Source organism: Micrococcaceae bacterium Sec5.1, assembly GCA_039636795.1.
Lineage (GTDB): Bacteria > Actinomycetota > Actinomycetes > Actinomycetales > Micrococcaceae > Arthrobacter.
Map to the genome: position 1 here is coordinate 4,032,112 of CP143430.1, position 21,388 is coordinate 4,053,499.

The 21,388-nt window shown below is 60.5% G+C and carries 26 protein-coding genes; 1 reads left to right on the forward strand and 25 read right to left on the reverse strand.

Going from position 1 to position 21,388, the window contains the following annotated elements; all coding sequences use genetic code 11:
• Window positions 1–3 precede the first annotated feature (3 nt).
• The 21 genes from secY to rpsJ form a co-directional block, all read right to left on the reverse strand.
• Entirely contained in the window at window positions 4–1,314 is a 1,311-nt protein-coding gene (secY, locus tag VUN82_18375; protein ID XAS71034.1) for a preprotein translocase subunit SecY, read from the reverse strand.
• Window positions 1,315–1,500: 186 nt separating this feature from the next.
• Window positions 1,501–1,983, reverse strand: coding sequence for a 50S ribosomal protein L15 (gene rplO / locus VUN82_18380; GenBank protein ID XAS71035.1), 483 nt, complete (start codon window positions 1,981–1,983; stop codon window positions 1,501–1,503).
• Window positions 1,983–2,189, reverse strand: coding sequence for a 50S ribosomal protein L30 (gene rpmD, locus VUN82_18385; protein XAS71036.1), 207 nt, complete (start codon window positions 2,187–2,189; stop codon window positions 1,983–1,985). Before rpmD ends, rplO begins: the two co-directional genes overlap by 1 nt.
• Before the next feature lie 2 nt (window positions 2,190–2,191).
• Window positions 2,192–2,863: a 30S ribosomal protein S5 gene (gene rpsE, locus VUN82_18390; protein ID XAS74739.1), complete on the reverse strand. Its 672-nt coding sequence runs from the start codon at window positions 2,861–2,863 to the stop codon at window positions 2,192–2,194.
• A 29-nt stretch (window positions 2,864–2,892) separates the two neighbouring features.
• Window positions 2,893–3,276, reverse strand: coding sequence for a 50S ribosomal protein L18 (gene rplR / locus VUN82_18395; GenBank protein XAS71037.1), 384 nt, complete (start codon window positions 3,274–3,276; stop codon window positions 2,893–2,895).
• Between the two features lie 3 nt (window positions 3,277–3,279).
• Window positions 3,280–3,816 (reverse strand): 50S ribosomal protein L6, encoded by a 537-nt coding sequence (rplF, locus tag VUN82_18400; protein XAS71038.1) that lies wholly within the window; start codon window positions 3,814–3,816, stop codon window positions 3,280–3,282.
• An 18-nt stretch (window positions 3,817–3,834) separates the two neighbouring features.
• A complete protein-coding gene (rpsH, locus tag VUN82_18405) occupies window positions 3,835–4,233 on the reverse strand; it encodes a 30S ribosomal protein S8 (protein XAS71039.1) in 399 nt (132 codons plus the stop codon).
• Between the two features lie 78 nt (window positions 4,234–4,311).
• A complete protein-coding gene (gene rplE / locus VUN82_18410) occupies window positions 4,312–4,899 on the reverse strand; it encodes a 50S ribosomal protein L5 (protein XAS71040.1) in 588 nt (195 codons plus the stop codon).
• A complete protein-coding gene (gene rplX / locus VUN82_18415) occupies window positions 4,899–5,258 on the reverse strand; it encodes a 50S ribosomal protein L24 (protein ID XAS71041.1) in 360 nt (119 codons plus the stop codon). The genes rplE and rplX overlap by 1 nt, the downstream gene beginning before the upstream one ends.
• Before the next feature lie 3 nt (window positions 5,259–5,261).
• On the reverse strand, window positions 5,262–5,630 hold the full coding sequence (gene rplN, locus VUN82_18420; GenBank protein ID XAS71042.1) for a 50S ribosomal protein L14: 369 nt from the start codon (window positions 5,628–5,630) through the stop codon (window positions 5,262–5,264).
• 353 nt (window positions 5,631–5,983) lie between these two features.
• On the reverse strand, window positions 5,984–6,280 hold the full coding sequence (gene rpsQ, locus VUN82_18425; GenBank protein ID XAS71043.1) for a 30S ribosomal protein S17: 297 nt from the start codon (window positions 6,278–6,280) through the stop codon (window positions 5,984–5,986).
• Entirely contained in the window at window positions 6,277–6,597 is a 321-nt protein-coding gene (rpmC, locus tag VUN82_18430; GenBank protein ID XAS71044.1) for a 50S ribosomal protein L29, read from the reverse strand. The genes rpsQ and rpmC overlap by 4 nt, the downstream gene beginning before the upstream one ends.
• A 2-nt stretch (window positions 6,598–6,599) precedes the next feature.
• Complete coding sequence (rplP, locus tag VUN82_18435) at window positions 6,600–7,016, reverse strand: 50S ribosomal protein L16 (GenBank protein XAS71045.1); 417 nt, start codon at window positions 7,014–7,016, stop codon at window positions 6,600–6,602.
• A complete protein-coding gene (rpsC, locus tag VUN82_18440) occupies window positions 7,017–7,838 on the reverse strand; it encodes a 30S ribosomal protein S3 (GenBank protein XAS71046.1) in 822 nt (273 codons plus the stop codon).
• Complete coding sequence (rplV, locus tag VUN82_18445) at window positions 7,839–8,204, reverse strand: 50S ribosomal protein L22 (GenBank protein ID XAS71047.1); 366 nt, start codon at window positions 8,202–8,204, stop codon at window positions 7,839–7,841.
• Window positions 8,205–8,242: 38 nt separating this feature from the next.
• Window positions 8,243–8,524: a 30S ribosomal protein S19 gene (gene rpsS / locus VUN82_18450; protein XAS71048.1), complete on the reverse strand. Its 282-nt coding sequence runs from the start codon at window positions 8,522–8,524 to the stop codon at window positions 8,243–8,245.
• 12 nt (window positions 8,525–8,536) lie between these two features.
• Window positions 8,537–9,376, reverse strand: a complete 840-nt coding sequence (gene rplB / locus VUN82_18455) for a 50S ribosomal protein L2 (protein ID XAS71049.1) — start codon at window positions 9,374–9,376, stop codon at window positions 8,537–8,539.
• Window positions 9,377–9,405: 29 nt separating this feature from the next.
• Window positions 9,406–9,711 (reverse strand): 50S ribosomal protein L23, encoded by a 306-nt coding sequence (gene rplW / locus VUN82_18460; GenBank protein ID XAS71050.1) that lies wholly within the window; start codon window positions 9,709–9,711, stop codon window positions 9,406–9,408.
• Window positions 9,708–10,325 carry a 50S ribosomal protein L4 gene (rplD, locus tag VUN82_18465; GenBank protein ID XAS71051.1) on the reverse strand — a complete coding sequence of 206 codons (618 nt, stop codon included), beginning with the start codon at window positions 10,323–10,325 and terminating at the stop codon, window positions 9,708–9,710. Before rplD ends, rplW begins: the two co-directional genes overlap by 4 nt.
• 4 nt (window positions 10,326–10,329) lie before the next feature.
• Complete coding sequence (gene rplC, locus VUN82_18470) at window positions 10,330–10,980, reverse strand: 50S ribosomal protein L3 (protein ID XAS71052.1); 651 nt, start codon at window positions 10,978–10,980, stop codon at window positions 10,330–10,332.
• 17 nt (window positions 10,981–10,997) lie between these two features.
• Window positions 10,998–11,306: a 30S ribosomal protein S10 gene (rpsJ, locus tag VUN82_18475; protein XAS71053.1), complete on the reverse strand. Its 309-nt coding sequence runs from the start codon at window positions 11,304–11,306 to the stop codon at window positions 10,998–11,000.
• 385 nt (window positions 11,307–11,691) lie between these two features.
• On the opposite strand from rpsJ, the gene VUN82_18480 reads away from it, so the two are divergent.
• Window positions 11,692–13,125 (forward strand): GH1 family beta-glucosidase, encoded by a 1,434-nt coding sequence (locus tag VUN82_18480; GenBank protein XAS71054.1) that lies wholly within the window; start codon window positions 11,692–11,694, stop codon window positions 13,123–13,125.
• 26 nt (window positions 13,126–13,151) lie between these two features.
• Here VUN82_18480 and VUN82_18485 read toward each other — a convergent pair whose 3' ends face one another.
• The 4 genes from VUN82_18485 to fusA all read right to left on the reverse strand — a co-directional run bounded on the left by VUN82_18485 (window position 13,152) and on the right by fusA (window position 21,323).
• On the reverse strand, window positions 13,152–13,277 hold the full coding sequence (locus VUN82_18485) for a hypothetical protein (protein XAS71055.1): 126 nt from the start codon (window positions 13,275–13,277) through the stop codon (window positions 13,152–13,154).
• A 25-nt stretch (window positions 13,278–13,302) separates the two neighbouring features.
• Window positions 13,303–17,628, reverse strand: coding sequence for a hypothetical protein (locus VUN82_18490; GenBank protein ID XAS71056.1), 4,326 nt, complete (start codon window positions 17,626–17,628; stop codon window positions 13,303–13,305).
• Between the two features lie 157 nt (window positions 17,629–17,785).
• Complete coding sequence (tuf, locus tag VUN82_18495) at window positions 17,786–18,976, reverse strand: elongation factor Tu (GenBank protein ID XAS71057.1); 1,191 nt, start codon at window positions 18,974–18,976, stop codon at window positions 17,786–17,788.
• A 232-nt stretch (window positions 18,977–19,208) separates the two neighbouring features.
• Window positions 19,209–21,323: an elongation factor G gene (gene fusA / locus VUN82_18500; protein XAS71058.1), complete on the reverse strand. Its 2,115-nt coding sequence runs from the start codon at window positions 21,321–21,323 to the stop codon at window positions 19,209–19,211.
• Window positions 21,324–21,388: the final 65 nt, after the last annotated feature.

Consider the following 21,388-nt stretch of genomic DNA (forward strand, 5'->3'; position numbering starts at 1 on the left):
TCGTCATCGCAAAAGCCCTTCGTAGTGACGTTGTTGTAGCTGCGCATCAATCTGCTTGACGGTTTCCAGACCGACACCCACCATGATCAGGATTGACGTGCCACCGAACGGGAAGTTCTGGTTGGCGTTGATCAGGACGAGTGCAACCAGCGGAATCAACGCCACGAAGCCCAAGTAGAAGGCTCCAGGCAAGGTGATCCTGGAAAGCACGTACTGCAGGTAGTCCGCGGTCGGTTTACCCGCCCGGATGCCCGGAATGAACCCGCCGTACTTCTTCATGTTGTCCGACACTTCTTCAGGGTTGAAGGTGATGGCCACGTAGAAGTAGGTGAAGAACACGATCATGGCGAAGTAGAGCGCCATGTAGATGGGGTGGTCGCCACGGGTGAGGTTGTTGTTGATCCACTCAACCCACGGCGCCAGCTGCTCCCCTGCCTTCGGCTGGTTGAACTGAGCAATCAGGCCCGGCAGGTACAGCATGGAGGAAGCGAAGATGACGGGCACGACGCCGGCCATGTTCACCTTGATGGGGATGTAGGTGCTCGTGCCACCCACGGTGCGGCGTCCGATCATGCGCTTGGCGTACTGGACGGGAACCCGCCGCTGGGACTGCTCCACGAAGACCACCAGGGCCACCGTGAGCAAGCCGATCGCCAGGACGATGAAGAACGTCCCCGGTCCCTTCGTCTCCCAGATGGAACCAAGTGAACGCGGGAAGCCTGCAGCAATGGAGGTGAAGATGAGCAGCGACATTCCGTTGCCCACACCCTTCTCCGTAACGAGCTCGCCCATCCACATGATGAGGCCCGTACCGGCCGTCAGCGTGATGATGATGAGCAGCGTGGTAATGATGCTGTCATCAGGAATGATCGGGAGGTTACAACCCGGAAGAAGCTGGCCGGAGCGCGCCAAGGACACCAGGGTGGTGGCGTTCAAGAGGCCGAGGGCGATGGTGAGGTACCGGGTGTACTGGGTCAACTTCGACTGGCCCGAGGAGCCCTCTTCGTAGAGCTGCTGGAACCGGGGAATGACCACCCGGAGCAGCTGAACGATGATGCTCGACGTGATGTAGGGCATGATGCCCAGTGCAAAGATCGAGACCTGCAGCAACGCGCCGCCGCTGAACAAGTTAACCAGCTGGTAAATGCCCTGCGAGGTGTCACCGTTGTTCAAGCATTGCTGGACATTCTGGTAGTTCACACCAGGCGAGGGGATGAAAGCTCCCAAGCGGAAGATTGTGATGATTCCCAGCGTGAACAACAACTTGCGTCGCAAATCAGGCGTCCGAAACGCCCGGCCGAATGCGCTTAGCAAGCGTCCTCCTGAGTAGAAAGTACAAGGATGTGGATGGGCTCAATGAAACCCAACAACCGAGTCTAGCTGCTTGTGACGCCGTCGTAATAATCGAGAGTTCACTTTCATGCAAAAAATCCCGGTATACGGGGCCGAAGCCCCGCATACCGGGATCTTTTTCACAACGGGGATCAGCCCCACTGGCTCTTAGAGAGCAGTGGTGCTTCCACCAGCTGCAGCAATCTTTTCAGCAGCGCTGGAAGAGAAAGCGTGAGCGGTGACGTCAACCTTGACGGTGATGTCGCCAGTGCCCAGGACCTTGACGGGCTGGTTCTTGCGAACAGCACCCTTCTCAACCAGGGACTCAACGGTGACAGCGCCACCTTCCGGGAACAGCTCGTTGAGCTTGTCCAGGTTCACAACCTGGAACTCAACCCGGAACGGGTTCTTGAAGCCGCGCAGCTTCGGCAGGCGCATGTGCAGCGGCAGCTGGCCGCCGGCAAAGCCAGCCTTTACCTGGTAGCGGGCCTTCGTACCCTTGGTACCGCGACCAGCGGTCTTACCCTTGGAGCCTTCACCACGACCAACACGGGTCTTGGTGGTCTTGGCACCCGGGGCGGGACGCAGGTGGTGGACCTTCAGAGCGTTCTGCTTCTCAGCAGCTTCTGCGGCGGTCTTGTTCTCTGCCATTACTTCGCCTCCTCTACATTCACGAGGTGCGGAACCGTGTTGAGCATTCCAACGGTCACGGCGTCGGCGTCACGGACAACGGTGTGTCCGATGCGCTTCAGGCCGAGGGACCGGAGGGTAGCCTTCTGGTTCTGCTTGGCGCCGATGACGCCCTTGATCTGGGTGATCTCCAACTTGGCGTCGGAGGGAGTCAGGTTCTTAGCCATGACTAAACACCTGCCTTCTGGTTCTGGAGCGCGCGCACCAGAGCAGCCGGAGCAACCTCGTCCAGCGGCAGGCCACGGCGGGCAGCCACGGAAGCGGGCTCTTCGAGCTGCTTCAGAGCGGCAACGGTCGCGTGAACGATGTTGATCGCGTTGGAGGAACCGAGCGACTTGGAGAGGATGTCGTGGATACCCACGCACTCCAGTACCGCGCGGACCGGACCACCGGCGATAACACCGGTACCGGCGGAAGCCGGACGCAGCAGGACAACGCCTGCAGCAGCCTCACCCTGCACACGGTGCGGGATGGTGTTGCCAACGCGCGGAACGCGGAAGAAGGACTTCTTGGCCTCTTCAACGCCCTTTGCGATAGCAGCGGGAACTTCCTTGGCCTTGCCGTAGCCAACGCCAACCATGCCGTTGCCGTCACCGACGACGACGAGTGCGGTGAAGCTGAAGCGACGACCACCCTTGACGACCTTGGCAACGCGGTTGATGGTTACAACGCGCTCTACGAACTGGCTCTTCTCGGCTTCGCGACCGCCGTCGCGGCCACCACGGCCACCACGGTCGCCGCGGCCCTGGCCACGCTCGCCGCGCTCGCCACGACGGCCGCCGCGGCGGTCATCGGCAGCGGGTGCGGTCTCAGTTGCTTCAGCAGCTACAGCTTCAGTCACCTGAATGTCCTTTTCGTTATTTTCAACGGTCACAGTGCCAGCCCACCTTCGCGAGCACCGTCAGCGACGGCGGCGATGCGGCCGTGGTACTTGTTACCGCCACGGTCGAAGACAACAGCTTCGACGCCTGCAGCCTTGGCACGCTCGGCAACGAGCTCGCCGACGCGCTTGGCCTTGGCAGTCTTGTCTCCGTCGAGAGCGCGAAGATCAGCTTCCAGGGTGGAAGCGTAAGCCACGGTTACACCCTTGCTGTCATCGACAACCTGGACGAAGATGTGGCGGGCCGAACGGTTGACGACCAGACGAGGACGTACAGCCGTACCGGTGATGCGCTTGCGGATACGAAGCTGGCGACGGCTGCGTGCAGCAGACTTGCTCTTGTTCGTACGCTTCTTGTTAATTGCGATGGCCATGGTTTACTTACCAGCCTTTCCGACCTTGCGGCGGATGACTTCGCCGGCGTAACGGACACCCTTGCCCTTGTAGGGGTCAGGCTTGCGCAGCTTGCGAATGTTGGCAGCAACCTCGCCGACCTGCTGCTTGTTGATACCCGCAACAGAGAGCTTGGTCGGACCCTCTACTACGAAGGTGATGCCTTCGGGTGCCGAGACGTTAACCGGGTGGCTGAAGCCAAGAGCGAACTCCAGGTCAGAACCCTTTGCCTGAACGCGGTAACCAGTACCAACGATTTCAAGCTTCTTCTCGTAGCCCTCGGTAACGCCCTGGATCATGTTGGCGATCAGGGTGCGGGTCAGGCCGTGCAGCGAACGCGAGTTGCGCTCGTCGTTCGGGCGGGTGACCGTGAGAGTGTTCTCTTCCTGGGTAACCTCGATCGGGCTGGCCACAGTGTGGCTCAGCTCGCCTTTGGCACCTTTGACGCTGATGACGGAGCCATCGAGCTTGACCTCAACTCCGGCAGGAACGGTGATGGGGAGACGTCCAATACGTGACATTATTCTCTTCCTTTCCCGTTACCAGACGTACGCGAGGACTTCGCCGCCCACGCCCTTCTTGCCGGCCTGCTTGTCAGTCAGGAGGCCGGAAGAGGTGGACAGGATAGCGATACCCAGGCCACCCAGCACGTGCGGCAGGTTGGTGGACTTCGCGTAAACGCGGAGGCCCGGCTTGGAGATGCGGCGGACGCCAGCGATGGAACGCTCGCGGTTCGGACCGAACTTCAGGTCGATGGTCAGCTTCTTGCCAACCTCGGCGTCTTCTTCCTTCCAGCCGGCAATGTAGCCTTCTGCCTTCAGGATGTCAGCAACGCGTGCCTTCAGCTTGCTGTACGGCATGGTCACGGTGTCGTGGTATGCCGAGTTTGCATTGCGCAGACGCGTGAGCATGTCTGCGACAGGATCTGTCATAGTCATTTGGGCTATAGCCCTTCCTCATAACGGTTTCCGCTGCGCCTGCTCTTGCGAGCCTGCGCTGCCGGACCTGTTACGTAGTTAGTTTTCGGTCTTGAACGGGAAACCAAGCGCCTTGAGCAGCGCGCGGCCTTCGTCGTCGGTCTTGGCGGTGGTGACGACCGTGATGTCCATACCGCGAACGCGGTCGATGGAGTCCTGGTCGATTTCGTGGAACATAACCTGCTCGGTCAGACCGAAGGTGTAGTTGCCGTTGCCATCGAACTGCTTGCCGTTGAGGCCGCGGAAGTCACGGATACGCGGCAGAGCCAGCGAAACCAGACGGTCCACGAATTCCCACATGCGGTCTCCACGCAGGGTTGCGTGTGCACCGATCGGCATGCCTTCGCGCAGCTTGAACTGTGCGATCGACTTACGGGCCTTGGTTACCTGCGGCTTCTGGCCGGTGATCAGGGTGAGGTCGCGGACAGCGCCATCGATCAGCTTGGAGTCCTTGGCGGCATCTCCAACACCCATGTTCACAACAACCTTCACCAGGCGGGGAACCTGGTTCACGTTCGCATAGCTGAACTCGTCCTGCAGGGACTTCTTGATGGTCTCTGCATACTTCGTCTTCAGACGCGGAACGATCTTGTTTGCGACGGTAGTCTCAGACAGTGTTTCACTCATCAGATGTCCTTCCCGGTGGCCTTGGACACGCGGATACGGACGGTCTTGGTAGCGCCATCCTTCTCAACGGTGTCGAGACGGAAACCAACACGGGTCGGCTTCTTGGTCGACGGGTCAACCAGAGCAACGTTGGAAACGTGGATCGGGGCCTCAATGACCTCGATGCCACCGGTCTTGGTGCCGCGCTGCGACTGACCGACCTTAGTGTGCTTGGTGACGCGGTTGATTCCCTCTACCAGCACGCGGTTGGTGTCCGGGAATACGCGCAGTACCTTGCCCTGCTTGCCGCGGTCGCCGCCACGTTCCTGCTTGGCGCCGGTGATGACCTGAACGAGGTCACCCTTTTTGATCTTAGCCATGGACTAAAGCACCTCCGGGGCCAGCGAAACGATCTTCATGAACTTCTTGTCGCGAAGTTCACGACCAACCGGGCCGAAGATACGGGTACCGCGGGGGTCACCGTCGTTCTTCAGGATCACAGCTGCGTTTTCGTCAAACTTGATGTAGGAACCATCCGCACGGCGGCGTTCCTTCTTGGTACGGACGATGACCGCCTTAACGACGTCGCCCTTCTTTACGTTTCCGCCGGGAATAGCGTCCTTGACGGTAGCGACGATGACGTCGCCAATGCCTGCGTAGCGACGACCGGATCCACCGAGAACGCGAATGGTAAGGATTTCCTTAGCACCCGTGTTGTCGGCGACCTTGAGTCGCGACTCCTGCTGAATCAATTTTTACTCCTTGCGTCGCGCCGGTTCTCAGACCGAAATCATGCATACGGAATGAGCCTTGCGGAACGGTTGATCGGGGTGTCTCTTGACCTGCCTGGATTTTGCCAGAACAGGCCTAAACGCCCGTGCCACGAGCATCAGCTTCCCTTGCAGAAAACTCTGCGCGGGGCAGTATGCAGCGGCACGATTGTTTACGAGGTAGTTGATGACGCACAATTGGCGCCATACAAACTCAATATCCTAGCATGTTTCGCTGGTCTTTCCGAAACGTGCCAGGAACGCGGAAGGGCCCGCGTTCCTGCAGAACGCGGACCCTTCCAATAAATCTCAACCGGGCAAGCCCAGCGTCGGATTTACTTGGCCTTCTCGAGGATCTCCACCAGGCGCCACCGCTTGGTAGCGGACAGCGGGCGGGTCTCAGAGATGAGAACGAGGTCGCCGATGCCGGCGGTGTTCTCTTCGTCGTGAGCCTTGACCTTCGAGGTGCGGCGAATAACCTTGCCGTACAGAGCGTGCTTCACGCGGTCTTCAACCTGAACAACGATGGTCTTTTCCATCTTGTCAGAGACAACGTAGCCGCGACGCGTCTTACGGTAACCGCGCTGTTCAGCGCTGGCTGCTGCTTCCGTCACAGTTTCCTTCTCGCTCACTTGGCGTCCTCTCCAGCTTCAGCTTCGGCAGTTTCAGCCTTGGCAGCCTTCTTGGACTTCTTTTCTTCCTTGGCTTCCACAACCGGTGCGGCAACCTCGGCACGAATGCCCAGCTCGCGCTCACGCAGAACGGTGTAGATGCGTGCGATGTCCTTCTTTACCGCACGCAGGCGACCGTGGTTCTCCAGCTGACCGGTGGCGGACTGGAAACGCAGGTTGAACAGCTCTTCCTTGGACTTGCGGAGTTCTTCAACGAGACGCTCGTTGTCGAAACCGTCCAGCTGTGCGGGTGCGAGATCCTTCGACCCTACTGCCATTTCTATTCACCACCTTCGCGACGCACAATGCGTGCCTTCAACGGGAGCTTGTGGATTGCCAGGCGCAGGGCCTCGCGAGCTACCTCTTCATTGACACCGGAGAGTTCGAAGAGAACCCGGCCCGGCTTGACGTTTGCGACCCACCATTCCGGAGAACCCTTACCGGAACCCATACGGGTTTCAGCAGGCTTCTTCGTCAGCGGACGGTCCGGGTAGATGTTGATCCAGACCTTACCGCCACGCTTGATGTGGCGGGTCATCGCGATACGGGCGGACTCGATCTGACGGTTCGTCACGTATGCCGGGCTCAGGGCCTGGATACCGTACTCACCGAAGCTGACCTTGGTGCCACCCGTTGCAGCGCCGGAACGACCCGGGTGGTGCTGCTTACGGTGCTTGACTCGACGTGGGATAAGCATTTAAGCCTCTCCTCCTTCTGCTGCCGGAGCAGCAGCTTCAGCGGCCGGAGCCTCTGCAGCAACCGGTGCTGCGTCAGCGGCCGGGCGGTCGTTACGACGACGGCGGTCGCCACCCGGGCGGCCCGGACGGTCTCCTGCGCGGCCACGGGACGGAGCAGCAGCTGCCTGCTGAGCCAGTTCCTTGGCGGTTACGTCACCCTTGTAGATCCAAACCTTCACGCCGATGCGGCCGAAGGTGGTCTTGGCTTCGTAGAAGCCGTAGTCGATGTTCGCGCGGAGGGTGTGCAGGGGCACACGGCCTTCGCGGTAGAACTCCGAGCGGGACATTTCTGCGCCACCCAGACGACCCGAGCAAGCAACACGGATACCCTTGGCACCCGCACGCTGTGCGGACTGCATGGCCTTCTTCATCGCACGGCGGAAAGCCACGCGGGAAGTCAGCTGCTCAGCTATGCCCTGGGCAACAAGCTGTGCTTCCATCTCGGGGTTCTTGACCTCGAGGATGTTCAGCTGAACCTGCTTGCCAGTGAGCTTTTCGAGCTCGCCGCGGATGCGGTCTGCTTCGGCGCCACGGCGACCGATAACGATACCCGGGCGTGCCGTGTGGATATCCACGCGGACACGGTCACGGGTGCGCTCGATCTCAACCTTGGCGATGCCGGCGCGCTCCATGCCAGTGGACATGAGCTGACGGATCTTGATGTCCTCGCGGACGAAGTCCTTGTAGCGCTGTCCGGCCTTGTTGCTGTCAGCAAACCAGTGCGAAACGTGGTCGGTGGTGATGCCGAGTCGGAACCCGTGCGGGTTTACTTTCTGTCCCACTTAGCGAGCCTCCTCTTTCTCCGGGGTTGCGACGACCACGGTGATGTGGCTGGTCCGCTTCCTAATGCGGTAGGCGCGGCCTTGGGCACGCGGCTGGAACCGCTTCATGGTCGGGCCTTCATCAACGAATGCTTCGCTGACGAACAGGTCGCTGTCGTCGAATGCAACGCCGTCACGGTCCGCGAGGACACGTGCGTTGGCCATTGCCGACTGAAGTACCTTGAATACCGGCTCCGAAGCTGCCTGGGGGGCAAACTTCAGAATTGCCAGAGCCTCATTCGCTTGCTTACCACGAACAAGGTTGACGACGCGCCGGGCCTTCATAGGCGTTACGCGGATGTGACGCGCAATAGCCTTGGCTTCCATTGCTTTCCTTCTCTCGTCTAAGACGTAAAGTCAGGCGCCTAGCGGCGCTTGCCCTTACGGTCGTCCTTAACATGGCCGCGGAATGTCCGCGTGGGAGCGAATTCGCCGAGCTTGTGCCCGACCATCGACTCAGTGACAAACACCGGAATGTGCTTGCGTCCGTCGTGTACGGCGATCGTGTGCCCGAGCATGTCGGGGATGATCATCGAACGGCGGGACCAGGTCTTGATGACGTTCTTGGTGCCCTTATCGTTTTCCCGTGCGACCTTCACAAAGAGGTGCTGGTCAACGAAAGGACCTTTTTTCAGGCTGCGTGGCATGTGTCCAGGCTCCTATCGCTTGTTCTTGCCAGTACGGCGGCGACGAACAATAAGCTTGTCGCTCTCTTTGTTCGGACGGCGGGTACGGCCCTCGGGCTTGCCGTTCGGGTTAACCGGGTGACGTCCACCGGAAGTCTTACCTTCACCACCACCGTGCGGGTGGTCAACCGGGTTCATGGCTACACCACGGACGGTCGGGCGAACGCCCTTCCAGCGCATACGGCCGGCCTTGCCCCAGTTGATGTTCGACTGCTCGGCGTTGCCGACCTCGCCGACGGTTGCGCGGCAGCGCACGTCAACGTTGCGGATTTCGCCGGAAGGCAGACGCAGCTGGGCGAAGCGGCCTTCCTTGGCAACGAGCTGTACCGAAGCACCTGCGGAACGTGCCATCTTGGCGCCGCCACCCGGACGCAGTTCAACTGCGTGGATAACGGTACCAACCGGGATGTTGCGCAGCGGCAGGTTGTTGCCCGGCTTGATGTCAGCGTCGGGACCAGCCTCGACGAAGTCACCCTGGGACAGCTTGTTAGGAGCGATGATGTAACGCTTGGTGCCATCAACGTAGTGCAGGAGTGCGATGCGAGCCGTGCGGTTCGGGTCGTACTCGATTTCGGCAACGCGGGCGTTGATGCCGTCCTTGTCGTGACGACGGAAGTCGATCAGACGGTACTGGCGCTTGTGCCCACCACCCTTGTGACGGGTGGTGATCTTACCGGAGTTGTTACGGCCGCCAGTCTTGTGCAGCGGACGCAGCAACGACTTTTCCGGAGTCGATCGCGTGATTTCAGCGAAGTCGGCTACGCTCGAGCCACGACGGCCCGGGGTAGTCGGCTTGTATTTACGGATTCCCATAATTTATTTCCTCGTTAAAGTGGTCTCCGCTACGCGAGCGGACCGCCGAAGATGTCGATTGTGCCTTCTTTGAGGGTGACAATTGCACGCTTGGTGCTCTTGCGCTGTCCCCAGCCGAATTTGGTGCGCTTGCGCTTACCGGCACGGTTGATGGTGTTGATCGAGTCAACTTTGACCGAGAAGATCTTCTCAACGGCCAATTTGATCTCGGTCTTGTTCGAGCGAGGGTCCACCAGGAAGGTGTACTTGCCTTCGTCGATCAGACCGTAGCTCTTTTCCGATACGACGGGTGCAAGCACGACGTCGCGCGGGTCCTTGATGGTGGTTACGCTCACTTGGAGGCCTCCTCGTTCTTAGCCTTGTCAGCGACGAACGCCTCGAAAGCAGCCTTGGTGAAGACCACGTCGTCGGAAACGAGAACGTCGTAGGTGTTCAGCTGGTCTGCGTACAGAACGTGAACATCTGCGAGGTTGCGCACGGAGAGTGCAGCGACGTCGTTGGCGCGCTCGATAACAACGAGCAGGTTCTTGCGCTCGGAGACTGCACGCAGCGAAGCCAGTGCTTCCTTGGCGGACGGCTTGGTGCCGGCTACCAGTTCAGCGATGACGTGGATGCGACCGTTGCGGGCGCGGTCAGACAGGGCGCCGCGGAGAGCAGCAGCCTTCATCTTCTTGGGGGTGCGCTGGCTGTAGTCACGAGGGGTCGGACCGTGGACAACGCCACCGCCGGTCATGTGAGGAGCACGGATGGAACCCTGACGGGCGCGGCCGGTGCCCTTCTGCTTGAACGGCTTGCGACCTGCACCGGAAACCTCGGCGCGGGTCTTCGTCTTGTGGGTACCCTGGCGGGCAGCAGCGAGCTGTGCGACGACGACCTGGTGCAGCAGCGGCACGTTGGTCTGGACGTCGAAGATCTCTGCAGGCAGGTCTACCTTGACAGTGCTAGTCATCTAACTAGGCTCCCTTCACGGCGGTGCGTACGAGTACGACCTGGCCGCGGGCACCGGGGACGGCACCCTTGATAAGGAGCAGCGACTTCTCAACGTCAACAGCGTGAACCGTGAGGTTCAGCGTCGTGTGACGCTCGGCGCCCATGCGGCCGGCCATTTTCAGGCCCTTGAAGACGCGGCTCGGGGTGGATGCGCCACCGATGGAGCCAGGCTTACGGTGGTTCTTGTGGGCACCGTGGGAAGCGCCAACGCCGTGGAAGCCGTGACGCTTCATAACACCGGCGAAGCCCTTGCCCTTGGAGGTGCCGACGACGTCGATCTTCTGGCCGGCTTCGAAGATCTCAACAGAGAGCTCCTGGCCCAGCTCGTAGGATGCGGCGTCTGCGGTACGCAGTTCGACAACGTGGCGGCGAGGAGTTACGCCTGCCTTTTCAAAGTGACCAGCCAGCGGCTTGGTGACCTTGCGGGGATCGATCTGGCCGTAGCCGATCTGGACGGCGACGTAGCCATCTACCTCTGCGTTACGCAGCTGGGTGATGACGTTGGAGTCAGCCTGGACGACGGTTACCGGGATGAGCTTGTTGTTCTCGTCCCAGACCTGGGTCATGCCGAGCTTCGTGCCCAGCAGGCCCTTTACGTTACGGGTTGCGGTCATAGTCTCTCAGCACCTCCCTAGAGCTTGATTTCGATGTTCACGTCTGCAGGCAGGTCGAGACGCATAAGCGAGTCAACAGCCTTCGGCGTGGGGTCGATGATGTCGATCAGACGCTTGTGAGTACGCATTTCGAAGTGCTCACGGCTGTCCTTGTACTTGTGTGGAGAGCGGATAACGCAGTACACGTTCTTCTCCGTCGGAAGCGGCACCGGGCCGACTACCGTTGCGCCTGCGCGCGTGACCGTCTCAACGATCTTCCGCGCTGAAACATCAATGACCTCGTGGTCATATGACTTCAGCCGGATGCGGATTTTTTGTCCCGCCATGTCGCCTGACTCTCTTTCAGCTAGTGCTGCTCTAGTTAGGGCTGCTCTGTTTACTTACCTGTTGGCGTGGCCGCCGAAGCGTTTGAGGTTGTACCACCACACGCCGCACAAGCTGAATCCGGATCATTCCGGGTTCCTCAACTTGCCGGCGCACCGACCCCCGCGGTCGGGCGTGTCGCGATTTTCACGCAAACTCGACCGCATTCCATGGGGTTCAGGGTTATGTTTGGGCTTCAGCCTGGACCCTGACACCCGGCATTATCCGGATCGGGACACGAAGAAGCGCTTGAACAACTCATCCAGTATGGCGGAAATAAAGGCCAAAGGCCAATCGGGGCCCAGGCGGGCATTGCCACAGCCGCCACGCGCTGTGGATGATAGTGGAATGACCGCCCAGGATACGGGTTCCGTGGAAGATCTGGCCGCGCGCCTACGTCCAGGGTTCACGCTGGGAGTGGCGGCCGCCGCCTTCCAAATTGAAGGTTCTGTAACCGCTGATGGGCGGGGACCCTCGGGCTGGGATGCATTCGCGCAGAAGCCGGGGGCAATCGTCGACGGCGACTCCCCCACCATAGCGTGCGATCACTACAACCGCGCTCACGAAGATATCACCCTGATGCAGGAACTGGGCATCGACTCGTACCGCTTCTCCTTGTCCTGGCCAAGGATACAGCCGGGCGGCAAAGGTGGAATCAACCAGCGCGGGCTGGACTTCTACGATCGCTTGATCGACAAACTCCTTGCTGCCGGTATCTCGCCCATGGCAACCCTGTTCCATTGGGATACTCCCCTGGAACTTGAACACGCCGGCGGCTGGATGAATCGGGATACAGCGGAACGCTTTGCCGTTTATTGCAGCGCTGCAGCGGAGCGCTTTGGGGACCGCGTGGAGCACTGGGTCACCATGAACGAACCAGTTTCCGTCACGCTCCAGGGCTATGCTTTGGGCGTCCACGCCCCCGGCCACCAGCTGTTGTTTGATGCACTTCCTGCCGCCCATCACCAATTGCTGGGCCATGGTATGGCAGTGCGGGCCCTGCGTGACGCCGGAGTGAAAGGGCAGATTGGCATCTCCAATATGCACTCCCCCGTCCGCCCAGCGAGCAACAGCCTCTCGGACCGTTTGATGGCCCAGTCCTTCGATCTGCTCCTCAACCGCATTTATGCTGACGCCGTCCTGCTGGGTCAGTACCCCAGGCCACCTTTGCCCATGAAACCCTGGTTCCGGTCATTGGGGACCATCCGGGATGGTGACCTTGAGCTGATCAGTCAGCCGCTGGACTTCTATGGACTCAATTACTACTACCCGATCAAGGTTGCCGCAGGGCGAGGACCGGCGGAGATCCCCACAGGCACGGCCGTCGAAATGACGAAAGTGCCGTTCCACCTTGCCGCCTACCAGGAGTATGAAACAACCGGATTCGGCTGGCCAGTGGCGCCGGAGCATTTGGCAGTACTGCTCCGCGAGATGAAGGACCGCTACGGCGAGGCCCTTCCGCCGGTTTATATCACCGAAGGCGGGGCCAGTTTTCCGGAGCCTTCGCACGTTGATGGGCCCATACAGGACCATAACCGGATCAGCTACCTTGCGGAGCATCTTGGCCACGCGCTGACTGCTACAGGGCCCGGCGGCATCGCCGAGGACGTCCAACTCCGCGGTTACTACGTGTGGACACTCCTGGACAACTTCGAGTGGGCGGCTGGGTACTCGCAACGCTTTGGCTTGGTGCATGTGGACTTCGACACCTTGGAGCGCACACCCAAGGACTCGTTTTACTGGTACCGGGCGCTGGGCCGGGCACGCCACCGGGAACCCTAGCCCAGGTGGGTTAACTCCGCATGCACCTACTTGTTCTTGTTGGCGCGGTTGATGCGCTTGGCGCGGTCAATTTCGTTCCGGAAGTACTTGCGACCCCACAGCACTCCGCCGCCGATCACCGCGATGATGGCAAGGAAAATCAGAAATTCCATGGTGCTCCTCTCATTGAGCTCAACGTTAGCGGATTCCATCCTGACTGGATGCTGCCGAGCGTTCCTCTGTCGGGTTGTTGCCGTCGATTGCCGGCGGTTTTCGGTTCAGCCGCCATATGGCCAGCACGATCAGGGCCGAGGCAACGATCGCCAGCATGGCGAACGCGTAACTGCGCAGCGCCCACATGACGCTGGCGGCCACACCAGCGGCCCCCCACCACACGAACATGCGCTCGGCCAGGAGAAGCCCGGCCACCAGGAGCACTGCATGGGCCACGAGGACGTATATCTGCTGGGATGAAGTGCCCATGAAACTTGTCCCCACGGCTGTCAAGGACAGCAGCCCTGCTGTGAAGGCAAGCCGCAATTGTCCCTCAGAACGTTGCCGGTCCAAGTAGCGCGCCCCTGCCATAACCGCCCCGGCGACGACGTACCATTGTGCCGCCCAAAACCAATCCGGCGAGCTGCCATCCACAAACAGAAGCGCTCGTTGGAACCCGGCGAGCGTAGCCACGGCAGTGATTTCTCCGGCCAGCCTCTTGCCGTCTGTGACCTCGATGACCACCAACACTCCGGAAACCAGGATAAGTGTGGCACCCACGAAAGAGGTCTGGTCCCGCCCCAGGCCGACGGCCGCAGCTACTCCAAGCCCCGCGATCGACGTTACCGCCAGGGCGTTCCGCCGCCAAGGTTGTGAGGCGATGAAGGGGCCGCCCAGCCTGCGGACCACATACATCGCTGCCCCGGTTCCCGCTGCGCCTATCAACCATGGCAGGAAGGAGTCCCAGGCAGTCAGCTCACGGCCATCCAGCAAACCGTCGACGGCGGCCACGGCACCAACCAGCGCGGCGGGCGCGGCAGCGGCATAGAGGGAGGGCATCCCCTCAAAGTGCGAGGCGGCGAAAAGCACGAACGCCAGGACCAGGACAGCAAGACCGCTAAGCGACTGTGACGTCGCCGCAGCGAACATGCCGCCAGTGGCAGTGAAGGTGAGGGCCGAAATCAACCACAGCCACCTTTCGGCCACGTCTGCGGCTGAACCCTTGCCGGCGGTGATGGACGCGGTCGGCAGCGGCGCTGCAGTCACGGGCTCTGCAGTCATGGGCGCTGGAGTCCCGGGCGGGAAAACTGCCCTGGCAACGACGGCAGCCACTGCCAGCGCCAGCAGCATCCAGGGCACTTGATTCTTGTCCAGTAACGGCTGGTGCAGCCACGTTTCTGATGGAAACGCCATTGACGGCCCGGCCACGATTACTCCTGCCGTGAGTGCCGCGATCCCGAAGAACTGCGCTCCCCTGGCACCAAAGGCTCGCCACGCGATCGCAGCCGCTACCGGAACGAATGCCAACTCGGCAAGGAGCACCCAACGGCCACCGCCGTCGTAATCTGCTGCGAGCAAGTAAGCCAGTGGGAGAAGAAGCTGTGCGCCTGGAATTGCCCAAACCATCGCCTTCTGGAAGGGGTCGTCGCTGTGTCGGCTCTGGAGGAAGGACTGCACAAAGAACTGCACTGGCAACTGCAGGATAAGGATCAGCGCGACAGCGACAGATGTAGCCGCAGCCGATTCCGTGAATTCGGCCACCAGCAACGTGACCAAGGCCCCGGAGAGAATGCGCACAGCCAACAGGTATCCACCGCGGGCCAGGCGCTGGCCGGTCACAGCAACCATGAAGCCGCTGTATGCCGTAAAGATGCCCAGCAGGAGTTCCAGATCCCTGACATTTCCAAGCCGGAGGGCGAACAGCAGAACCATTGCCGCAGGAGCGAACAACCATCCCAGTTTGTGGGCTCGAAGGGTCGTGCTGATGGCCACGGCCGCCAGAGCCGTAATTATGGCACCCGCACCTGGCTGCCAGCCCTCGAGAACCCCCGACGTCCCGCCCAGGGTGAGGAACATACTGCACAGGACCATCCCGGCAAGCACAACTCCAGCATCGATAATGGCAGGCCCCAGGGACTTCGCAAGATAACCCGCACGCAGCGGCAGGATCAGCTGCAGGGCAAGAACGACAATGACAATGAGGCCAACGGCAACCTCTTCATGGGCAATCTGGAATCCGGCGTCCTTCGTTGCGTCGTAGTAGGCCGAGGCAGCCAACACGGTTCCCGCGGCGCGCGCCAACCACCAGTAGCTTTGCCTATGGAGGGAAGCACCCAACCGGAGGGCGGTGGCGCAGAAGTAGATGACAGCGGCCAGGAGAACCACGTTGGCCAATGTCCGCGACACGGCAACCCCGGCCACGATGCCTGACACCGTAGCGGCGGCCGGAGCCAGGAACTCCCCTATTGTGGGACGCCACGTCAAGACGCCAGCGCCACCCGTGGGGCCGGTACTGCTACTGTCCCTGCCCTGCGGGAGCGCCAACCAGCCGGAGACCAAACCTGCGGCCACCACCACACCCACAGCAACTGCCACGGTGGGCCGCCCGGGTGCACCATCGAAAATGGGCAAAGCAAGGAGTCCTGCCATCGCCGCCCCGCCGAACCCCACTGTGGACGCCTGCCCTCCCACGGCGCGAACGCCGTTTGCCTCAAGCAAGGCACTCACCAGCTGCTGTACGGCACATGCCGCCACGAAAGCCAACAACGTGTAGGAAGACCTGTACGGATGATCGGCGAAAACGCCAGCAGCCAACGCCGTTACCGATAGCGTAAGAGCGACCCGCCCAGCCAGGACGTAGACATGTCGAAGTGGCCTCGACTTGATTGCTCCCAGAAGGAACCAATAGAGGGCCGCGACAACTAGCAGCCCGGTCACGGGCCACGCACCCAGCAGCCCAACGAACGGTGCTGCCACAACAAGTACGGCGGCGGGTGCGAACTCTGCCCCCTGGCCCAGCTTCCAACCCAGCACCATGGCGGTCGGCATCGCGATGAAGAGCGGCACAAACTCTGGAAGCTGGAAAGTTCCCACGCCAAGCATGACCGTGAGCACAACTGCCGCAACGGTTTGCAGCCCGAGGCACGAGACGGCGTCGTACCACCACGTTCGTGGAAGCAAGCGTTTTCCGCCGAAGGCGACTCCAACCGATTGGACCCCCATGCAGATGATTCCAGCCAGAACCACGTGGCTGGAATCCGAAGATACATCCCACACAAGACCCAACACTGCCAAGGTGAAGGCGACGCGGGCGCCATAGAAATTGAGCAATCGGTGCTGGCCTGACAGCGCTTGCTGGCCTGACTGCACAAGCACCATCACGGCAAAGTAGAGCCCGCACATCACCATGACCATGGGGTACTCCCCCTTGGCCAGGAAGTTGGGCGTCAGGCTCACCGCGAGCCCCACGAAAGGCACGACAAACGGATGCAGCACCACCAGAGGACGGAGATAGAGCGGAGGTAGCCACCGCGGGCGAACCAGCGCTCCGAGCGTGAAGAGAATGGCAACGCCAATCAGCGCCGTAAAATACCAGACCAAGGCCCCGCCAAGCACTGAGACTCCGGACCATGCCGTGGAGACCACGAAGGTGAGCGAGAGCAGCGCCAACACCTTGTTATCGAGGCGCAGCGCGGCGTAAACGTAGGCAGCAGTTCCCAGCAACGAAGTGACCAGCCATGCCGTGGGGCCGTGATGAAGGGCAAAGTTATACATGGCCAGGCCTGTAACCGGAATCAGGGCCAGCCCCGTTCCGGTAAAAGCTATGGCTGCCGGGCGAAGTCGCGGCACCCTTGGCTGGATGATCAGTCCTGAAGCATAGAACAAGATGGTGATGGCCCAGATGGCCACAAAACGAAGAACCTCAGGAAGGCTGGTTCCAACAAACAGTGAGCCTGCGGCGACAAGCAATAGACTCGCGACGTACAGGGTGATATTGATGTTTTGGCGGTCGCGCTTCTCCTTTCGAGCCGCCACCGCTTCCGGGCTCTCAGGCTGGAGAAGCGTCGGCTGGAATGGTTGCTGTTGTTGCGTAGGAGCCACATTTCGCTGTGTAGTAGGCACGCGACTGTTCGACGGCGGCGTTCCGGACGGCGCAGCGATCCTCACGGTCTGCTGAAAACCAGGAGGCATGATTGCCGGCTGGAACGGCATCGGCTGCTGGACCACAGGCAATTGCTGTACTGTCGGCAACTGCTGTGCTGTCGCCGCTACCTGTACTGCCAGCGGTTGCTGCACTGTCGGCGATTGCTGCCGCACCTTGGGCCCCTGGCTTTGCCCTTGCGCGTCCTCCCACCCAGCCAGATGGCCGGCGAGATATCCCGCACGATAAGTAGCGGTGTCGTCGATTCTGACAGTCGGCGCCGAGCGGGCCCCTTCCCGTCGGCCCCGCACTAAGCCCAGTGCGTGGCCAATGACACCAATAAGGACCAAAAGCAGCAGCACAAGGCCTGTTGTCAAGAATCCCAGCATGGAAGCTCCTACGGTGAAGCCGGGCGCAACACCTGCACGGCATTAATCCAATCGATAGATTAATAATAGCAAAGAAGAACCCCACCACATAAGCGATGGGGTTCTTCTTTAGCTTGCTACCGACAACGCCGGTAGTTTGCCGACCTACAAGTAGAAACTACTTGATGATCTTGGTAACACGTCCCGAACCAACGGTGCGGCCGCCTTCACGGATAGCGAAGCCGAGGCCCTCTTCCATAGCGATCGGCTGGATGAGCTCAACGGTCATCTCAGTGTTGTCGCCAGGCATAACCATTTCCGTGCCTTCCGGCAGGGTGATAACGCCGGTTACGTCCGTGGTACGGAAGTAGAACTGCGGGCGGTAGTTCGAGTAGAACGGGTTGTGACGTCCGCCTTCGTCCTTGGAAAGGATGTAGACGTTGGCCTCGAAGTCGGTGTGCGGGGTGATGGAACCCGGCTTGACGACAACCTGGCCACGCTCGACGTCGTCGCGCTTGAGACCGCGGAGCAGGAGGCCACAGTTCTCGCCGGCCCATGCTTCGTCGAGCTGCTTGTGGAACATCTCGATACCGGTAACCGTGGTCTTCTGGATCGGGCGGATGCCAACGATCTCGACCTCGGAGTTGATGGCGAGGGTTCCACGCTCGGCGCGGCCCGTAACAACGGTGCCACGGCCGGTGATGGTGAAGACGTCTTCGATCGGCATCAGGAACGGCTTGTCGCGGTCACGTACGGGGTCCGGAACGGACTCGTCGACAGCTGCCATCAGGTCCTGGACGGACTTGACCCAAACCGGGTCGCCTTCCAGAGCCTTCAGACCGGAAACGCGAACAACCGGAGCTTCATCGCCATCGAAGCCCTGCGAGCTCAGGAGCTCACGAACTTCCATTTCGACGAGGTCGAGGAGTTCTTCGTCATCAACCATGTCCGACTTGTTCAGTGCGACCAGCAGGTAGGGAACACCAACCTGGCGGGCGAGCAGAACGTGCTCACGAGTCTGGGCCATCGGACCATCGGTTGCGGCAACCACGAGGATTGCGCCGTCCATCTGGGCAGCACCGGTGATCATGTTCTTGATGTAGTCAGCGTGACCGGGGGCGTCAACGTGTGCGTAGTGACGCTTCTCGGTCTGGTACTCCACGTGGGAGATGTTGATGGTAATACCGCGCTGGCGCTCTTCCGGAGCAGAGTCGATGGACGCGAAGTCGCGCTGCTCGTTGATGTCCGGGTACTGGTCGTACAGCACCTTGGAAATGGCGGCAGTCAGCGTCGTCTTACCGTGGTCAACGTGACCAATGGTGCCGATGTTGACGTGCGGCTTAGTCCGCTCGAACTTTGCCTTTGCCACAGGTTCCTCCTAGAACGATTTCAAGTGAAGTGCTCCTCGGCCGCGCTTTTCGCGGCAGAAACTTTAGCAAGTCTACTTGGGGGCTTGGTTTTGGTGAAATTGCAGATTCAGGAACCAATACTAGTTCCTAGAGCCTGTTCGCGCAGGGGGCCGGGCCGCGACTTTCGCCGCAGCCCCGCCACTCACGCTGAGATGCCTTCCCGGAACCGGAATTGCATCCGTTACCGGGAGATTACTCGCCGCGGGTTTTCTGGATGATCTCGTCGGCTACAGCCTTCGGGACCTCCGCGTAGCTGTTGAACGTCATGGAGTACACGGCACGACCCTGCGTCTTGGAACGGAGGTCGCCAATGTAACCGAACATGCCGGACAGCGGAACGTGTGCACGGATAACCTTTACACCTGCTGCGTCCTCCATGGACTGCATCTGGCCACGGCGGGCGTTCAGGTCACCAATAACATCACCCATGTATTCCTCAGGTGTGCGGACCTCAACATCCATCAGCGGTTCGAGCAGAACAGGGTTCGCCTTGCGTGCAGCTTCCTTGAAAGCCATACGGCCGGCGATCTTGAACGCCATTTCCGAGGAGTCAACATCGTGGGACGCGCCATCGATCAGCGTGGCCTTGATGCCAACAACCGGGTAGCCGGCCAGGACGCCGTCGTTCAGTGCATCCTGGATACCAGCGTCAACGGACGGGATGTATTCGCGCGGAACGCGGCCACCGGTGACCTTGTTCTCGAACTCGTACAGCTCGCCGGAAGAGGTGTCCATCGGCTCGATCGCGATCTGGATCTTTGCGAACTGACCCGAACCACCGGTCTGCTTCTTGTGCGTGTAGTCGTGACGCTCTACAGCGCGCTTGATGGTTTCGCGGTAAGCAACCTGCGGCTTGCCAACGTTTGCCTCAACCTTGAATTCGCGGCGCATGCGGTCCACCAGGATGTCCAGGTGGAGCTCGCCCATGCCGGCGATGATGGTCTGGCCCGTGTCTTCGTTGAGGGAGACCTGGAAGGTCGGGTCCTCAGCGGAGAGCTTCTGGATGGCCGTGGAGAGCTTCTCCTGGTCACCCTTGGTGTTCGGCTCGATGGCAACCGAGATCACGGGCTCCGGGAAGCTCATGGACTCGAGGACGATCTGGTTGTTGGAATCACACAGGGTGTCACCCGTGGTGGTGTCCTTCAGACCGATGGCTGCGTAGATGTGGCCGGCAGTAGCGCCCTCAACGGGCATTTCCTTGTTGGCGTGCATCTGGAACAGCTTGCCGATACGTTCCTTCTTGCCCTTGGTGGAGTTGACCACCTGGGCGCCGGCCTCAACGTGACCGGAGTACACGCGGATGAAGGTCAGCTGACCGAAGAACGGGTGCGCCGCAATCTTGAAGGCGAGGGCCGAGAACGGCTCGTCAGCAGAGGGCTTGCGGGTGAGTTCCTTCTCTTCGTCGCGAGGATCGTGACCGATCATCGGCGGGACGTCGAGCGGGTTCGGCAGGAAGTCAACAACAGCGTCAAGCATCGGCTGTACGCCACGGTTCTTGAAGGCAGAGCCACAGAACACCGGGTAGAGCTCGGAGTTGATGGTCATCTTGCGGATGCCGGCCTTCAGTTCCTCAAGGGTGAGTTCTTCACCTTCGAGGTACTTCTCCATGAGCTCTTCGGAGGCTTCGGCCACAGTCTCTACGAGCTGTGCACGGTACTCTTCAGCCTTGGCCTGGAGGTCCACCGGAATTGCCTGCACTTCGTAGGAAGCGCCCATCGTGACGTCACCCTTTGCGTCGCCAGGCCAAACCAGGGCACGCATTTCGAGGAGGTCAACAACACCGATGAAGTCGTTCTCAGCGCCGATGGGCAGCTGCATGACCAGCGGCTTGGCACCGAGGCGGGAAATGATGGTGTCTACGGTGAAGTAGAAGTCAGCGCCCAGCTTGTCCATCTTGTTGACGAAGCAGATACGCGGAACGTTGTACTTGTCAGCCTGGCGCCAAACAGTCTCGGACTGCGGCTCCACGCCTTCCTTGCCGTCAAACACTGCGACAGCACCGTCGAGGACGCGCAGGGAGCGCTCAACCTCAACCGTGAAGTCAACGTGGCCCGGGGTGTCGATGATGTTGATCTGGTTCTTGTCCCAGAAGCAAGTCACGGCGGCAGACGTGATGGTGATGCCGCGTTCCTTTTCCTGTTCCATCCAGTCGGTCGTCGAGGCGCCGTCGTGCGTCTCGCCGATCTTGTGGTTCACACCCGTGTAGAACAGGATGCGCTCGGTAGTGGTGGTCTTGCCGGCATCGATGTGGGCCATGATGCCGATATTGCGGACCTTGTTAAGGTCGGTAAGCACGTCCTGTGCCACGGGGTCTCCCTTTCGGATGGACTACACGTTCGCCGCCGGCTCGGTTGAGCCGACGGCGCCCGGGA

Coding starts and splice junctions, on each gene's coding strand:
- rplC (XAS71052.1), bottom strand. CDS start 10,980: ATGACCGCAACCCGTAACGTAAAGGGCCTGCTGGGCACGAAGCTCGGC.
- rplE (XAS71040.1), bottom strand. CDS start 4,899: ATGAGTGAAACACTGTCTGAGACTACCGTCGCAAACAAGATCGTTCCG.
- VUN82_18480 (XAS71054.1), top strand. CDS start 11,692: ATGACCGCCCAGGATACGGGTTCCGTGGAAGATCTGGCCGCGCGCCTA.
- rplR (XAS71037.1), bottom strand. CDS start 3,276: ATGGCCATCGCAATTAACAAGAAGCGTACGAACAAGAGCAAGTCTGCT.
- rplX (XAS71041.1), bottom strand. CDS start 5,258: ATGGCTAAGATCAAAAAGGGTGACCTCGTTCAGGTCATCACCGGCGCC.
- VUN82_18485 (XAS71055.1), bottom strand. CDS start 13,277: ATGGAATTTCTGATTTTCCTTGCCATCATCGCGGTGATCGGCGGCGGA.
- rpsH (XAS71039.1), bottom strand. CDS start 4,233: ATGACTATGACAGATCCTGTCGCAGACATGCTCACGCGTCTGCGCAAT.
- rpmC (XAS71044.1), bottom strand. CDS start 6,597: ATGGCAGTAGGGTCGAAGGATCTCGCACCCGCACAGCTGGACGGTTTC.
- VUN82_18490 (XAS71056.1), bottom strand. CDS start 17,628: ATGCTGGGATTCTTGACAACAGGCCTTGTGCTGCTGCTTTTGGTCCTT.
- rpsS (XAS71048.1), bottom strand. CDS start 8,524: ATGCCACGCAGCCTGAAAAAAGGTCCTTTCGTTGACCAGCACCTCTTT.
- rpsJ (XAS71053.1), bottom strand. CDS start 11,306: ATGGCGGGACAAAAAATCCGCATCCGGCTGAAGTCATATGACCACGAG.
- rpmD (XAS71036.1), bottom strand. CDS start 2,189: ATGGCTAAGAACCTGACTCCCTCCGACGCCAAGTTGGAGATCACCCAG.
- rplD (XAS71051.1), bottom strand. CDS start 10,325: ATGACTAGCACTGTCAAGGTAGACCTGCCTGCAGAGATCTTCGACGTC.
- rplV (XAS71047.1), bottom strand. CDS start 8,204: ATGGAAGCCAAGGCTATTGCGCGTCACATCCGCGTAACGCCTATGAAG.
- rplB (XAS71049.1), bottom strand. CDS start 9,376: ATGGGAATCCGTAAATACAAGCCGACTACCCCGGGCCGTCGTGGCTCG.
- rplP (XAS71045.1), bottom strand. CDS start 7,016: ATGCTTATCCCACGTCGAGTCAAGCACCGTAAGCAGCACCACCCGGGT.
- rplF (XAS71038.1), bottom strand. CDS start 3,816: ATGTCACGTATTGGACGTCTCCCCATCACCGTTCCTGCCGGAGTTGAG.
- rplO (XAS71035.1), bottom strand. CDS start 1,983: ATGGCAGAGAACAAGACCGCCGCAGAAGCTGCTGAGAAGCAGAACGCT.